Origin of the sequence: Amycolatopsis sp. NPDC026612 (genome assembly GCF_040638285.1) — a bacterium.
Classification (GTDB): domain Bacteria; phylum Actinomycetota; class Actinomycetes; order Mycobacteriales; family Pseudonocardiaceae; genus Amycolatopsis.
In genome coordinates, this window is record NZ_JBEZYB010000016.1 from 24,868 (window position 1) to 39,182 (window position 14,315).

A 14,315-nucleotide genomic window follows, 5' to 3' on the forward strand; every position below is an offset into this window, starting at 1 on the left:
GCCACCTGATCTTCTGCACCGGGGAATGATGACCGAGCCGAACGTGAATCCCGAGCAGCCCGGCGCGAGCGAAGCCGACCGGCTGGGCCCGCGGCCGCTCGCGCGACCGGCTGTCGACCCGGCGCAGGCCGCCGTGTTCGGCAGGCCGCAGGGCGTCGACGGCGCGTTCGACAAGCTCTACTCCCCGCAGAAGACCAACGGCGTCAACCTCGCCCCGCCCGCGCCCGAGTCGCTCGCCGAGGCCTTCCGGCGGCCGCCCGGGGCCGAAGGCGTGCTGCTCGAACGGCCGCGGGAAGCCACCGGGGACGCGCGGGAAGCCGAACCGCCCCTGTGGACCGGCACCCGGGATCCGTGGCGCGATCCGGGGGCCGCCGCGGTGCTCGCCGGGCCCGCCATGCCCGCCGAAGACGAGGAAAAGCCCGTCAACCGGCCGCCCGGCGCGCTGCTCAGCCTGCCCGAGGTGCTCTTCGGCCGGCGCGTGCAGCCGAAAGCGCTCGTCCTGCTCGGCGTCGTCGCGTTGCTCGTCGGGGCCGCGGGCGGCCTCGTCGGCTGGTGGGTCGGCGACACCGGCACCGCGCTCACCGGCTCCGCCACCATCTCCGAAGCCGAAGCCGCCAAGGAACGCCCGGCCGGCTCGGTCGCCGAAATCGCCAAGCGCGTCGCCCCCGCCGTCGTCTCCCTCGAGGTCTTCAAGCCCGGCGCCGAGTCCGGTGAGCAGGGCTCCGGCGTCATGATCGACCCCCAGGGCTACATCCTCACCAACGAACACGTCATCGCCTCCGCCGCCGCGGACCCGGGTGTCAAGGTCACGGCCGTCTTCATCGACGGCACCCGCACCGAGGCCAAGCTCGTCGGCGCCGACCAGAAGACCGACCTCGCCGTCGTGAAGGTCAACGTCACCAACCCGACCGTGCTGCAGATCGGGAAGTCCGCGGACCTGCAGGTCGGCGACACCGTGATGGCGATCGGCTCGCCGCTGGCGCTGCAGAACTCGGTGACCGCGGGCATCGTCAGCGCGCTGAACCGGCCGATCACCGCGGGGGGCGACAACGGCGCGCCGCCGGTCACCTACGAGGCCATCCAGACCGACGCCGCGATCAACCACGGCAACTCGGGCGGTGCGCTCGTCGACTCCACCGGCGCGCTGGTCGGGATCAACTCGTCGATCCGCTCCGCGGGCGCGGACGGCGGCAGCATCGGCATCGGCTTCGCCATCCCGAGCGACTACGCGATCAAGATCGCGAAGGCGCTGATCAAGGACGGCAAGGTCCAGCACGCCGACATCGGCATCAACGCGTCGTCGACGGTCGCCGGCTCGTCCACGATGGGCGCCCAGGTGAAGAACGTCGCGCCGGGCGGCCCGGCCGCGAACGCGGGCATCAAGGAGGGCGACGTGATCACGAAGATCGGCACCCGGCTGGTCCGCGACTCCGCGGAACTGACGGTCGCGGTCCGCGCGCACGACGTCGGCGAAGTGGTCCCGGTGTCGCTGGCGCGTGACGGCGCGAGCTTCGTCGTGGACGTAACCCTGGCTTCCGACTGAGTTCCCGCGTTCGGCCTGCCGGAGCGCGGCGGGCGGCGGGTACCCTGGGCGGGTAGGTTCCGAGCGGAGGTAGACGGGTGTTCGACAGTGTCGGATGGGGGGAAATCCTCGTCCTCATCATCGCCGGTCTCTTCATCCTCGGCCCGGAACGGCTGCCGGAGGCGGCGTCCTGGCTCGCGAAGAGTGTGAAGAAGGTCCGCGACTTCGCGACCGGGGCGCGTGAGCAGCTCCGCGAGGAGATGGGTCCGGAGTTCGACCAGCTGCGCAAGCCGCTGGAAGACCTGCGCGGACTGCGGAACTTCGACCCGAAACGGGTCGTGACGCAGCACCTCTTCGACGGCGACTCCGACCCGCTCGGCCTGAAGGGCATCACGAACGGGAGCAGCACCCCGGCGAACGGGACCAACGGCTCGAACAGCTACCTGGCCGGCCAGACCCCGTCCGCGCCGGAGCCGCTCAAGCCGGGCGAGCGCCCGCCGATCGACCCGGACGCCACGTAGCTTTGCTGTCGGTCGGCTTCCTGACCGAAGCCGACCGCGCCGGCGGACTTGTTCGTGGCCGCGAAGGCTCGCCGGCGCCGCATCGCGACGCGAGCCGCTAGCCCACAGCCCCGCCGTGCCGGGTCGGCCGGTAGGTCAGCACCTGCGTGTCGCCGTCGAAGGTCCGGGCGTCGAGCAGCTCGAGGTCGAAGTCGTCCACGCCGTCGAAGACCCGATCCACGCCCGTCGCTCCGGAGAGCACCGGGAAGACCGTCATCTCGATGGTGTCGACCAGGCCGGCGTTCAGCAGCGCCCGGTTGAGCGTCAGGCTTCCGTGGGAGCGCAGCGGCACGGCCGATTCGGCCTTGAGGCGCGTGACGACCTCGACGGGGTCGCCTGCTTCGATGGTCGTGCCCGGCCAGTCGAGGGGCTCGGTCAGCCGGCTGGACAGCACCGTCACCGGGGAGCCGAACATCCGCGTGATCCACCCGTCGAACCGGCTGCGGTCGAAGCCCGCGTCGAGGAACGGCGCGTTCGACGAGTAGGTGCCGGCTCCGAGCACCATGCGCAGCGGGTCGCGGTAGGCCGCGGCCCGCTGCGCCAGGAATTCGGGGCCCTGCTTGCCCCAGTAGCCGCCCCAGTCGCCCTTGTGGTTGGCGAAGCCGTCGAGCGTGGCGAAGACGTCGAAGGTGTACGTGGCGGGCATGGTGTCTCCTTGAGGGAAGCTCGTGGTGGCCTTACCCCTGCTACGAACACCCTCGCCCCGATCCGACAGGGCCGCGGAACTACTTTCAGCGGCCCGCCGGGGTCACGTTCAGCATCATCCCGGCCAGCCCGCGGGCCCGGACCGTCAGCTTCTTCGCCGCTTCCTTCAGCACCAGCGACGCCGGCGCCTCCGGGTCGGTCAGCACCAACGGCGTTCCCGCGTCGCCCTGCGCAACCATCCGGGGGTCCATCGGCACCTGCCCGAGCAGCGGCACCTCCGACCCGATCGACTTCGACAACGACGAAGCCACCGACTGGCCGCCACCGGCACCGAAGAGCTCCAGGCGGGAACCGTCGGCCTGCTCCAGCCACGACATGTTCTCGATGACCCCCGCCACGCGCTGACGCGTCTGCAACGCGATCGCGCCCGCGCGCTCGGCCACCTCGGCCGCCGCCTGCTGGGGGGTGGTCACGACCAGGATCTCCGCGTTCGGGATCAGCTGGGCCACCGAGATCGCGATGTCGCCCGTGCCCGGCGGGAGGTCCAGCAGGAGGATGTCCAAGTCGCCCCAGAACACGTCCGCCAGGAACTGCTGCAGTGCCCGGTGGAGCATCGGGCCGCGCCAGATCACCGGGGTGTTGCCCGGGGTGAACATGCCGATCGAGATCACCTTCACGCCGTGGGACTGCGGCGGCATGATCATCGTGTCGACCTTGGTCGGCTTCTCGCGGGCACCCAGCATCCGGGGGATCGAGTGGCCGTAGATGTCCGCGTCCACCACACCCACCGACAGCCCGCGGGCCGCCATCGCCGCCGCCAGGTTCACCGTGACCGACGACTTGCCGACGCCGCCCTTGCCCGACGCCACGCAGTACACCCGCGTCATCGAGCCCGGCTGCGCGAACGGGATCACCGGCTCCGCCGCGTCGCCGCGCAAGGACTTCCGCAGCTCCGTGCGCTGCTCGTCGCTCATCACGTCCAGCTCGACGCGCACGTCGACCACGCCGGGGAGCTTCGAGACGGCGGCCTGCGTGTCGTTGGTCAGGGTCGCCTTCAGGGGACAGCCGGCCACCGTCAGGTAGATCCCGACCGTGACGACGCCGTCGGCGCCGACGGCCACGTCCTTGACCATCCCCAGGTCCGTGATGGGTTTCCGGATCTCGGGGTCTTGCACGCTCTTCAGCGCGCTGCGGACGTCGTCGACGCTGGGGAGCTGCTGGGTGCTGGTCACCCCGTCCATGTTACGAGCCAGTATGAGTGCGGTTGGGTTTGGCCTTCCTGGGCTCCAGGTCGAGGTCTTCCCGGAGCCGGTCCAGCTCGCCGCGCAGGTAGTCCCGCGTCGCCACCTCGCCGACCGCGAGCCGCAGCGCCGCCAGCTCCCGGGCCAGGTACTCCGTGTCGGCCTTCGTCTGCAGGGCCCGGTTCCGGTCCTCCTCCAGGGAGACGCGGTCGCGGTCGTCCTGCCGGTTCTGCGCGAGCAGGATCAGCGGCGCCGCGTACGCCGCCTGGGTCGAAAACGCCAGGTTGAGCAGGATGAACGGGTACGGGTCCCACTGCAGCGACAGCGCCGTGATGTTCAGCACGACCCAGACGACCACCAGCATGGTCTGCCAGAACAGGTACTTCCCGGTGCCGAGGAACCGCGCCAGCCGTTCGGACAGCCGGCCGAACGTGTCCGGGTCGATGTTCAGCCTGAACCGGTTCTGGCCGCGGGGCTGGTCGAGCCGCCGTCCCGAAGTCAGCTCAGGCACGGTCTTCCTCCAAGGTGTCGTGCAGGCCGGTCTCGCGCCAGTCCTCGGGCAGCAGGTGGTCGAGGACGTCGTCGACGGTGACCGCGCCGATCAGGTGGTCCTCGGCGTCGACGACCGGCCCGCAGGTCAGGTTGTAGGCCGCGAAGTACCGGGTGACCTGGGCAAGTGAGGTGTTCGACTGCAGCGGCGGCAGCCCGGTGTCGACGGCGCTGGCGACCAGTTCCGCCGGCGGCTCCCGCAGCAGCCGCTGGAAGTGGACGACGCCGACGTAGCGCCCGGTCGGCGTCGCGGTGGGCGGGCGGCAGACGAAGACCATGCTGGCCAGGGCGGGCGGCAGCTCGGCGTTGCGGATGTGCGCCAGCGCTTCGGCGATCGTCGTGTCCGGGGTCAGCACCACCGGTTCCGGCGTCATCAGGCCGCCCGCGGTGTCGGACGAGTACGCCAGCAGCCGCCGGACCGGCGCGGACTCCTCCGGCTCCATCAGCTCCAGCAGCCGGCTCTGGTCGGCCGGCGCGAGCTCGGCCAGCAGGTCGGCCGCGTCGTCGGGGTTCATCGCCTCCAGGACGTCGGCGGCGCGCTCCTCGGCCAGGTAGGCCAGCAGCTCCTTCTGGTCGTCGTCCGGCAGCTCCTCGATGACGTCGGCGAGGCGCTCGTCGTCCATCGCGTCGGCGACCTCGTGCCGCCGCTTGAGCGGCAGGTCGCGCACGGTCGCGGCGATGTCGGCCGGACGCATGGTGTCGAACAGCATGAGCAGCTGGCCGGCGCCCTGTGGCTGGCCGGTGAGGTCGGTCAGGCCGAGCCCGGCCACGTCCGACCAGGGCAGCACCTGCATCGCCGAACGGCGGCGGCCCAGCCCGATCCGCCGCTCCCGGATGGCGAGCTTGGCCAGGACCCAGTCGCGGGTGCGGGTCGGCTCCATCCCGGCGTCGACGACGGTGATCCGCGTGTCCGACCCGGCCAGCGTGGCGTGCGCGTCGAGCAGCTGGCCGAGCACCAGGACTTCGTTGGGGCGCTGGTTGAACTGGCGCATGTTGACCGAGCCGGTGGCGAGCGTCACGGCGGTCGGCTCGATCGAGGTGACCCGCAGCATCGGGACGAAGACGCGCCGCCGCGTCGTCAGTTCGACGACCAGGCCGAGGATCCGGGGCGGCTGCGCGTCGAGGCGCAGCCCGGCGACCAGGTCGCGGACGCGGCCGATCGACTCGCCGTCCGGGCCGAACACCGGCAACCCGGACAGCTGAGCTGCGAAAACCCTGTTGACCCCGGCCATGCCGGTGACACTATCGGCTGGCTGCCCAGGTAGCGATTTCCGGCACCGGACTTCTTGCGGGGGTCCGGGTGGCGGAGCCCCCGGCCCGGGGCGAAGCCCCGCATGTCACTGTGATGAAGGCCGGGTCGTCGCTGTCTTCGCCGGACTGCTCGTACTCTTCCAGCATCCAGAGCCAGTTCTGCACGGCCCGCACGAGCGTCCAGGCCCGCACCTTCGCGGCGTCCAGTTCCTGCGAAGCGACGACCAGCGCGCACCGATCGTCCAGTGTGGACTCGGTGAAGCGGTTCCAGAACAGCGGGATGACGCCCCACTCGAGGTCGCCGGCCAGTGGCTTGGGGTCGATCACCAGCCACGGCTCGCGCGCGCCGGCCAGCACGTTCTGGAAGTGCAGGTCCTCGTTCACCAGCCGGTCACCCGCCGACGGCCCGAGTTCGCCGCAGATCGCGACGGCGTCGCCGATCAGCCGCCGGTCGAACGGTTCGCCGAGTGCGGCCCAGCGGCGGGGGAGTTCCTCGGTCGACCGGGCCGCCTCGGAGCGCAGGTTCCGGCGCAGGGACGCGGGCGCCGGGACGGCCAGCCGCCGCGCCAGCGAACCGATCAGCGGGATCGCCTCGCGCAGCGGGAGATCGTCGAGGGTGCGCCCGGCGTCGAGCCGTTCGAGCAGCAGAACGCCGTCGTCCGGCGCGGAATCCAGCAGCAGCACCGCACCCCGGCCGGCCCATGTGGACAGTGCGAGCGGCTCGTCGGCGGACTCCGCGTGCCGCCAGCCCAGCTTCAGCACCACCGGCGTGCCGTCGGCGAGCCGCGCGGGCTGCACCACGCCGACGTAGCCGTGCATCGCCTCGCCCTCGAACGTCAGGCCCCACTTCCGGGCGTACCGGGCGGCGAGTTCCGGCAGGCCCGCCAGCCACGCGACGGCGCCGTCGCCGAGCACCCGAGGCGCCCGGGCGGCGAACAGCGGGGGGATGCGAAGCTCGGTCACCCCGTCAGCCTGACAGCACCGTCCAGTGCGTTTCGTCGGCTTCCCAGCGGGCGTACGCTGGGCTTTCAAGGGGAAAACGCAACCCCGGGAGCAGTCATGGTGGTGGAGATTCTCAGCGCCGTCGTCCTCGCGGGCGGGGCCTGGCTCGCGTCGAGCGTGCGCGTCGTGAAGCAGTACGAACGCGGACTCGTCTTCCGGTTCGGCCGGGTGCGGTCGAAGGTGCGGGAACCGGGGCTGGCGGTGCTCGTGCCGTTCGCCGACCGGATCCAGAAGGTCAACATGCAGATCGTGACCATGCCGATCCCCGCCCAGGACGGCATCACCAGGGACAACGTCACGGTCCGGGTCGACGCGGTCGTCTACTTCAAGGTCATCGACCCGGTGGTCGCGGCGGTCAACGTGCAGGACTACCGGTCGGCGGTCGGCCAGGTCGCGCAGACGTCGCTGCGCTCGATCATCGGCAAGAGCGAGCTCGACGACCTGCTCTCCAACCGCGAGCGCCTCAACGAGGGCCTGGAGCTGATGATCGACAGCCCGGCGCTGGACTGGGGCATCCACATCGACCGCGTCGAGATCAAGGACGTCGCACTGCCGGAGGCGATGAAGCGCTCGATGTCGCGGCAGGCCGAGGCGGAGCGGGAACGACGCGCGCGCGTCATCTCCGCCGACGGTGAGTTGCAGGCGTCGTACAAGCTCTCGCAGGCGGCCGCGCAGATGGCCGACACCCCGGCGGCGCTGCAGCTGCGGCTCCTCGAGACCGTCGTGCAGGTGTCGTCGGAGAAGAACTCGACGCTGGTGCTGCCGTTCCCGGTCGAGCTGCTGCGGTTCCTCGACGCGCAGACGCCGAAGGCCGCCCCGGCCGCGGCCCCGGCGGCGGCCGCGCCGGAACCCGAGGCGGCCGAGCCGAAACCCGAGGTGAACGGGCACGCGACGCCGTCGCCGCGCAGTCCCGGCGACGCGGTGCTGCCGGCGGCGGACTAGCTGCCGAGGTAGCCGTTCGCGGTCAGGATGATCAGGGTGGTGAAGAACCCGATCCACAGCGCCACCACGACGTAGCCGACGATCACGGCGGCCGTGGCCAGCCCCCGGCCGCCCGCTTCGCCGCGGTTCGTCTTGCTCAGCGCGATGTGGCCCATGACGAGCCCGGCGAGCGCGGTGACCCCGGAGCAGAAGCCGAGGATCGAGCAGACCAGTGCGCCGATCGCCAGCGCGTTGTCCTGCCCGCGTGGCGGCGCGGGGTACGGCTGCCCGTACGCCGCGGGCTGCCCGTAGGGCCCGGGCTGCCCGTACGGCGGCTGCCCGTACGCCGGCGGGTACGGCTGCTGCTGGTAGGCCTGCGGGATCGGCCGGCCCGGGGCCGCGTAGGGCGTGCCGGGGATGTACGCGGCCGCGGTTTCGTACGCCCCGGGCGGGAGCGGGCCGGGCTGGTCCGCGGCGACGGCAGGCTCCGCCGCGGCCTGGGCCGGGAACCCGGTGGCCGGGGTGTCGTCCGTGTCGTCCGTGGTCCCGGACGGCGCCGTGTCGGTGGTGGTCGCGTCGGTGGCTGTCGCGTCGGTGGTCGTCGCGTCGCTGATCGTCGCGTCGGGCAACGGCGGGTCGTAGTTCTCCGGCTGGTACGGCGCGGAGTCCGCCGACGGCGGCGCGTCGTACGCCGTGGCCGGATCGGCGGCCGGGCGGTCCTTGTCCCCGGACGGGTCGGTCATGACGGGTCCCCTCGGTACGGGTGGGAAGCCAACGGTGGTGCCCCGGTCAGCGCAACTGGCCGAGGTAGCCCAGGGTGAAGCCGAGGACGAGGAAACCGATGGTGAGCACGATCCCGGCGTACCCCACGATGATCGCCGCCAGCGCGATGCCCCGGCCCTCCGCTTCGCCGCGCTTGGCCTTGCCGAAGGCGATGTGGCCCATGATGATGCCGGCGATGACCCCCAGGAAGCACAGGAGCGTCCCGGCGATCGAGCAGACGAGCGCGCCGACCGCGAGCCCCGAACCTTCCCGGGGCGGCCCCGGCATCCCGCCGGGGTAGCCTGGATAGCCCGGGTAGCCGGGCTGACCCGGGTACTGCGGCTGGCCGGGGTACTGCGGGTAGCCCGGCTGCTGGTAGCCGCCGCTCGGGTACTGCCCGCCGTAACCGGGCTGCTGGTAGCCGCCCGAAGGTGGCGGCTGCTGGCCGTACGGATTGTTCGGGTCCTGCGGATAGCTCATGATCTCTCCCCTCCCGCGGCACTTTACGGGGCTGATCCCGCTGAGCGTGAGCGCCCTCATAGCAGGGTTGCGGCTTTCGGGTCATACTCACCGGTAACCCAGCGCCGGGAGCGGCGTCGTACCTCCGGAAAGGGAGCCGTGATGGCCCGTCTCGCCCAGACCGCCGGCCTGACCGACGTGCAGTCGGAGATCCTCGCGACCGTCCGCCAGTTCGTGGACAAGGAGGTCATCCCGCACGCGCAGGAGCTCGAGCACGCCGACGCCTACCCCGCCGACATCGTCGAGGGCATGAAGGAGATGGGGCTGTTCGGGCTCACCATCCCGGAGGAGTACGGGGGACTCGGCGAGTCGCTGCTGACCTACGCGCTGGTCGTCGAGGAGATCGCGCGGGGCTGGATGAGCGTGTCCGGCGTCATCAACACCCACTTCATCGTGGCGCACATGATCTCCCGCCACGGCACCGAAGCGCAGAAGCAGCACTTCCTGCCGCGGATGGCCACCGGCGAGGTCCGCGGCTCGTTCTCGATGTCGGAGCCCGACCTCGGTTCGGACGTCGCCGCGATCAAGACCCGCGCCCGCCGCGAAGGCGACGGTGCTCACTACGTCATCGACGGCTCGAAGATGTGGCTGACGAACGGCGGGTCGTCCACCCTGATCGCGTTGCTGGTGAAGACCGACGAAGGCGCCGACAAGCCACACCGGAACCTGACGACGTTCCTGGTCGAGAAGCCGGAGGGCTTCGGCGAGGTGGCGCCCGGCCTGACCATCCCCGGCAAGATCGACAAGATGGGCTACAAGGGCGTCGACACCACGGAAGCGGTCTTCGACGGCTACCGCATCGGCGCGGACATGGTGCTGGGCGAGGCGCCCGGCAAGGGATTCACGTACATGATGGACGGTGTCGAGGTCGGCCGGGTCAACGTCGCGGCGCGGGCGTGCGGCATCGCGATCCGGGCGTTCGAGCTGGCGGTGGAGTACGCCCAGCAGCGCAAGACGTTCGGCAAGGCGATCGCCGAGCACCAGGCCGTGGCGTTCAAGCTGGCCGAGATGGCGACGAAGGTCGAGGCGGCGCACCTGATGATGGTGAACGCGGCTCGCCTCAAGGACTCCGGCGCGCGCAACGACGTCGAGGCCGGGATGGCGAAGCTCATCGCGTCCGAGTACTGCGCCGAGGTCACCCAGGACGCGTTCCGCATCCACGGCGGTTACGGGTATTCCAAGGAGTACGAGATCGAGCGGCTGATGCGCGAAGCGCCGTTCCTGCTGATCGGCGAGGGCACCAGCGAGATCCAGAAGACCATCATCAGCCGGGGTCTGCTCAAGGAATACAAGTCCCGCTCCTGAGCGTAGCTTTCACGGGAAAGCTACGCTCAGGGAATGTCGATAGGGCGACAAATTGCTCAGGCCTTTCGGGGTAAGCGGCTCGCACCGTCCGGGTGTTCTTGACAAGATGTACTCCCAGACCCACGAGTGCGCAGGTGATGATGGTGAGTAGTCCCTTTGGCGGGGAGCGGGCGCCCGGTGGCCTGCCGCGGCTGCCGACCCCGCCGACCGGCTGGCCGATCGGGTCGTACGCGACCTACGGCGAGGCGCAGAAGGCGGTCGACTTCCTCGCGGACAGCGAGTTCTCCGTCGGCGACGTCACGATCGTCGGTGTCGACCTGATGCTCGTCGAGCGCGTGATCGGGAAGCTGAGCTGGGGCCGCGTGCTCGGCACCGGGGCGGTGTCCGGTGCCTGGTTCGGCCTGTTCGCGGGACTGCTGCTCGGGTTGTTCGTCAACCAGGGGTTCGCGTTGCAAGTGCTCACCGGGCTGGTGCTCGGTGTCCTGTCCGGTCTGATGTTCGCCGCGATCGGGTACAGCATGTCGCGGGGCCGCCGGGACTTCTCCTCGGCGAGCCAGCTCGTCGCCGGCCGGTACGACGTCCTGTGCCAGCCGCGCTCGGCCGAACGCGGCCGGGAACTGCTCGCCGAACTGGCACTGAAACGGCCGTCCGCGAACCCCTGAAAACCCCTACCCCTACCAGGGAAAAATCACGATTCGACGCGCGGTGCGCTGAATCGTTACCGATACTGCTTGCGGGGTGTGATCGCCCGGCATAAGTTGGCCGACACCAGTCGGGCGGCCTCGCCCCACCAGCGCGGCCGCCCGAGCACTAGCACGTCGGGGTGCTGGCGCGGTTTCGCCTCATCGCGTCGCGGTGCCCACCGGGTGCCGCGGTAACCGGCGTGCACGCGGGTGAGGAGGCCTGATGGGGAAGAGGATCGGCGCGGGTAAACGAGGACGTTCGCCCGGCCGCACCGCCGTCCTGCTGGGGGCAGGGGCATTGGTGACCGGCATGCTGGCCGGTTGTGCGACGAGTTCCGGGCTCAAGATCAACGTCTACATGTCGCCCGAGGACAACTTCCAGAAAGTGGTCGACGGCTGCAACGTCAAGGCGGCCGGCAAGTACGAAATCATCTACAACAAACTGCCCCGCGGGGCCGACGACCAGCGGCTGCAGATGGCGCGCCGGCTCGCCGCCGGCGACCCCGCGATGGACATCCTCGGCCTCGACGTCACGTGGGTCTCGGAGTTCGCCGAAGCCGGCTGGGCCGAGGAATGGACCGGCCAGAACAAGGCCGAGGCGTCGCAGGGTGTCCTGCAGGGTCCGCTGGACACCGCGACCCACAACGGGAAGCTGTACGCGGCCACGAAGAACACCAACGTCCAGCTGCTCTGGTACGACGACCGGGTGACGCCGACGCCGCCGGCGACGTGGGACGAGATGATGCAGAAGTCCCAGGAGCTCAAGGGACAGGGCAAGCCCTACGAGATCGTGTTCACCGGCGCGCAGTACGAAGGCCTGGTGGTCTTCTACAACACGCTGGTCGCGTCGATGGGCGGGCACATCCTCTCCGACGACGGCAAGTCCGTGGTGATGGACGACGGTGCCGTGAAGGCGTTGGAACTGCTCAAGAAGGTGTCGACGTCGGGGCTCACCGACCCGTCGCTGAGCAACATGAAGGAAGACGACATCCGGCAGGCGTTCCAGCGCGGCCAGGCCGCGTTCCAGCTCAACTGGCCGTACGTCTACGCCGCCTACGCCAAGGACAAGAAGGCGGATCTGCCGCACTTCAAGTGGGCGGTCTACCCCGCGGCCCAGGCCGGGATGCCCGCCCGGACCACGATCGGCGGCTTCGACCTGGCGGTGAGCACCTATTCGCAGCACAAGCCGGAGGCCTTCGAGGCGGCGTTGTGCTTGCGCAGCCCGGAAAGCCAGAAGATCTCCGCGATCAACGACGGCGTGCCGCCGAGCATCGAATCGGTGTACCACAACGACGTTCCGCTCGACCCGGGCAAGCCGGCTTCGGCCGACAACCCGAACATGGCGAGCCAGTACCCGATGCGCGAGGCGATCCTCGCCGCGCTCAAGACCGCCGCGGTGCGCCCGCTGACCCCGGCGTACCAGAACGCCTCGACGGTCATGTCGAAGATCCTTTCGCCGCCGTCGGACATCGACCCGCAGGCCACCGCGGCCAAGCTGCGCGAGCAGCTCGGTGACGCGCTCCAGTCGAAGGGAGTGATCCCGTGACCGTCCAGGACTCGACCCCGGCCGGCACCGCCGGGGCCACGGTCGCCGGGGAGGCGACGACCCGAAAGCCGGGCAAGCCCGTCCTCTCCGAAGGGAAGAAGGCCGAGCGGCGGCTCGGGTTGTGGCTGTGCGCGCCCGCGTTCATCGTGATGATCGCGGTCACCGGCTACCCGATCCTCTACTCGATCTGGCTGTCGCTGCAGCGGTACGACCTGCGGTTCCCGTCGCAGCAGCAGTTCGTCGGCTTCGACAACTACGGCGCCGTGCTGTCCAGTTCGTACTGGTGGACGGCGTTCGGCACCACGATGTTCCTCACCGTGGTGTCGGTGGCGATCGAGTTCGTGCTCGGCATGGCGCTGGCGCTGATCATGCACCGGACGCTCGTCGGCCGCGGCGTGGTCCGCACCGTCGCCCTGATCCCGTACGGCATCGTCACGGTCGTCGCGGCGTTCTCGTGGTATTACGCGTGGACGCCGAAGACCGGGTACCTGGCGAACATGCTGGCGTCCGACGCGGCGCCGCTGACCGAACAGTGGCCTTCGCTGTTCATCATCATCGGCGCCGAGGTGTGGAAGACCACGCCGTTCATGGCGCTGCTGCTGATGGCCGGCCTGGCGCTGGTGCCGGAGGACCTGCTCAAGGCGGCGGCGATGGACGGCGCGAGCGCGTGGCAGCGGTTCACGAAGGTGATGCTGCCGGTGATGAAGCCGGCCATCCTGGTGGCGCTGCTGTTCCGCACGCTCGACGCGTTCCGCATCTTCGACAACATCTACGTGCTCACGAACGGCGCGCAGGACACCGGGTCGGTGTCCATGCAGACCTACGACAACCTGGTCAAGGGGCTCAACCTGGGCATCGGGTCGACGATGGCGGTGCTGATCTTCATCACCGTGGCGATCATCGCCTTCATCTTCATCAAGGTGTTCGGCACGGCCGCACCGGGTTCGGACGACGGGGGTAAGCGCTGATGGTGATGGGAACCGTCACGACGGGCCGCAGGGCCAGGTGGGGCCTGGTCGACATCCTGGTGCTGGTGTTCGCGCTGGTGCCGGTGCTCTGGGTCGTTTCGCTGTCGTTCAAGACCAAGGACACGCTGACCGACGGCAGCTTCATCCCGCAGTCGTGGACCTGGCAGAACTACGCGGACATCTTCCAGACCTCGGAGTTCATCCGGGCGCTGGTGAACTCGATCGGCATCGCGATCATCTCGACGCTGATCGCGGTGGTGCTGGGCACGATGGCCGCGTACGCGATCGCGCGGCTGGACTTCCCCGGCAAGCAGGTGCTCGTCGGGCTGTCGCTGCTGATCGCGATGTTCCCGCAGGTGTCGCTGGTGACGCCGCTGTTCAACATCGAGCGGAACCTCGGGCTGTTCGACACGTGGCCGGGGCTGATCCTGCCCTACATCACGTTCGCGCTGCCGCTGTCGATCTACACGCTGTCGGCGTTCTTCCGGGAAATCCCGTGGGAGCTGGAAAAGGCGGCGAAGATGGACGGCGCGACGCCGGCGCAGGCGTTCCGGAGGGTGATCGCGCCGCTGGCCGCGCCGGGCGTGTTCACCACGGCGATCCTGGTGTTCATCTTCTGCTGGAACGACTTCCTGTTCGCCATCTCGCTGACGTCGACCACGGCGTCGCGCACGGTGCCGGCGGCGCTGTCGTTCTTCACCGGGTCCTCGCAGTTCGAGGACCCGACCGGACAGGTGTGTGCGGCCGCGGTCGTGATCACCGTCCCGATCATTGTGTTCGTGTTGTTCTTCCAGCGTCGCATCGTGGCGGGGCTGACCTCCGGTGCGGTGAAGGGGTAGCG

15 protein-coding genes are annotated in these 14,315 nt (G+C 70.0%); 8 read left to right on the plus strand and 7 right to left on the minus strand.

Annotated elements, in window-relative coordinates; translation table 11 throughout:
• Positions 1-25 precede the first annotated feature (25 nt).
• Positions 26-1,543: a trypsin-like peptidase domain-containing protein gene (locus tag AB0F15_RS17220; protein ID WP_360270948.1), complete on the plus strand. Its 1,518-nt coding sequence runs from the start codon at positions 26-28 to the stop codon at positions 1,541-1,543.
• Between the two features lie 77 nt (positions 1,544-1,620).
• Complete coding sequence (tatB, locus tag AB0F15_RS17225; RefSeq protein WP_360270950.1) at positions 1,621-2,043, plus strand: Sec-independent protein translocase protein TatB; 423 nt, start codon at positions 1,621-1,623, stop codon at positions 2,041-2,043.
• A 97-nt stretch (positions 2,044-2,140) separates the two neighbouring features.
• Here tatB and AB0F15_RS17230 read toward each other — a convergent pair whose 3' ends face one another.
• The 5 genes from AB0F15_RS17230 to AB0F15_RS17250 all read right to left on the minus strand — a co-directional run bounded on the left by AB0F15_RS17230 (position 2,141) and on the right by AB0F15_RS17250 (position 6,731).
• Entirely contained in the window at positions 2,141-2,728 is a 588-nt protein-coding gene (locus tag AB0F15_RS17230; RefSeq protein WP_360270952.1) for a dihydrofolate reductase family protein, read from the minus strand.
• Between the two features lie 85 nt (positions 2,729-2,813).
• The gene (locus AB0F15_RS17235) at positions 2,814-3,959 is read right to left on the minus strand and encodes an Mrp/NBP35 family ATP-binding protein (protein WP_360270954.1); all 1,146 of its coding nucleotides are present in this window, start codon (positions 3,957-3,959) and stop codon (positions 2,814-2,816) included.
• 10 nt (positions 3,960-3,969) lie between these two features.
• Complete coding sequence (locus AB0F15_RS17240) at positions 3,970-4,479, minus strand: DUF1003 domain-containing protein (protein ID WP_360270956.1); 510 nt, start codon at positions 4,477-4,479, stop codon at positions 3,970-3,972.
• Entirely contained in the window at positions 4,472-5,749 is a 1,278-nt protein-coding gene (locus AB0F15_RS17245; protein ID WP_360270957.1) for a CBS domain-containing protein, read from the minus strand. The genes AB0F15_RS17240 and AB0F15_RS17245 overlap by 8 nt, the downstream gene beginning before the upstream one ends.
• Positions 5,750-5,759: 10 nt before the next feature.
• On the minus strand, positions 5,760-6,731 hold the full coding sequence (locus AB0F15_RS17250; protein WP_360270959.1) for an aminoglycoside phosphotransferase family protein: 972 nt from the start codon (positions 6,729-6,731) through the stop codon (positions 5,760-5,762).
• A 96-nt stretch (positions 6,732-6,827) separates the two neighbouring features.
• On the opposite strand from AB0F15_RS17250, the gene AB0F15_RS17255 reads away from it, so the two are divergent.
• Complete coding sequence (locus tag AB0F15_RS17255; protein ID WP_360270960.1) at positions 6,828-7,712, plus strand: SPFH domain-containing protein; 885 nt, start codon at positions 6,828-6,830, stop codon at positions 7,710-7,712.
• Here AB0F15_RS17255 and AB0F15_RS17260 read toward each other — a convergent pair.
• Both AB0F15_RS17260 and AB0F15_RS17265 read right to left on the minus strand, forming a co-directional pair.
• Positions 7,709-8,434 (minus strand): DUF4190 domain-containing protein, encoded by a 726-nt coding sequence (locus AB0F15_RS17260; RefSeq protein ID WP_360270962.1) that lies wholly within the window; start codon positions 8,432-8,434, stop codon positions 7,709-7,711. The genes AB0F15_RS17255 and AB0F15_RS17260 overlap by 4 nt on opposite strands.
• A gap of 46 nt (positions 8,435-8,480) precedes the next feature.
• Complete coding sequence (locus AB0F15_RS17265; RefSeq protein ID WP_360270964.1) at positions 8,481-8,933, minus strand: DUF4190 domain-containing protein; 453 nt, start codon at positions 8,931-8,933, stop codon at positions 8,481-8,483.
• Between the two features lie 141 nt (positions 8,934-9,074).
• Here AB0F15_RS17265 and AB0F15_RS17270 point away from each other — a divergent pair, with 141 nt between their 5' ends.
• The 5 genes from AB0F15_RS17270 (at position 9,075) to AB0F15_RS17290 (ending at position 14,313) form a co-directional block, all read left to right on the plus strand.
• Positions 9,075-10,277 (plus strand): acyl-CoA dehydrogenase family protein, encoded by a 1,203-nt coding sequence (locus AB0F15_RS17270; RefSeq protein WP_360270966.1) that lies wholly within the window; start codon positions 9,075-9,077, stop codon positions 10,275-10,277.
• Positions 10,278-10,414: 137 nt separating this feature from the next.
• Positions 10,415-10,939 carry a general stress protein gene (locus tag AB0F15_RS17275; RefSeq protein WP_360271125.1) on the plus strand — a complete coding sequence of 175 codons (525 nt, stop codon included), beginning with the start codon at positions 10,415-10,417 and terminating at the stop codon, positions 10,937-10,939.
• Positions 10,940-11,183: 244 nt separating this feature from the next.
• Complete coding sequence (locus AB0F15_RS17280) at positions 11,184-12,506, plus strand: ABC transporter substrate-binding protein (protein ID WP_360270967.1); 1,323 nt, start codon at positions 11,184-11,186, stop codon at positions 12,504-12,506.
• Positions 12,503-13,474: a sugar ABC transporter permease gene (locus AB0F15_RS17285; protein WP_360270968.1), complete on the plus strand. Its 972-nt coding sequence runs from the start codon at positions 12,503-12,505 to the stop codon at positions 13,472-13,474. Before AB0F15_RS17280 ends, AB0F15_RS17285 begins: the two co-directional genes overlap by 4 nt.
• Positions 13,474-14,313, plus strand: a complete 840-nt coding sequence (locus AB0F15_RS17290) for a carbohydrate ABC transporter permease (RefSeq protein WP_360270970.1) — start codon at positions 13,474-13,476, stop codon at positions 14,311-14,313. The genes AB0F15_RS17285 and AB0F15_RS17290 overlap by 1 nt, the downstream gene beginning before the upstream one ends.
• Positions 14,314-14,315: the final 2 nt, after the last annotated feature.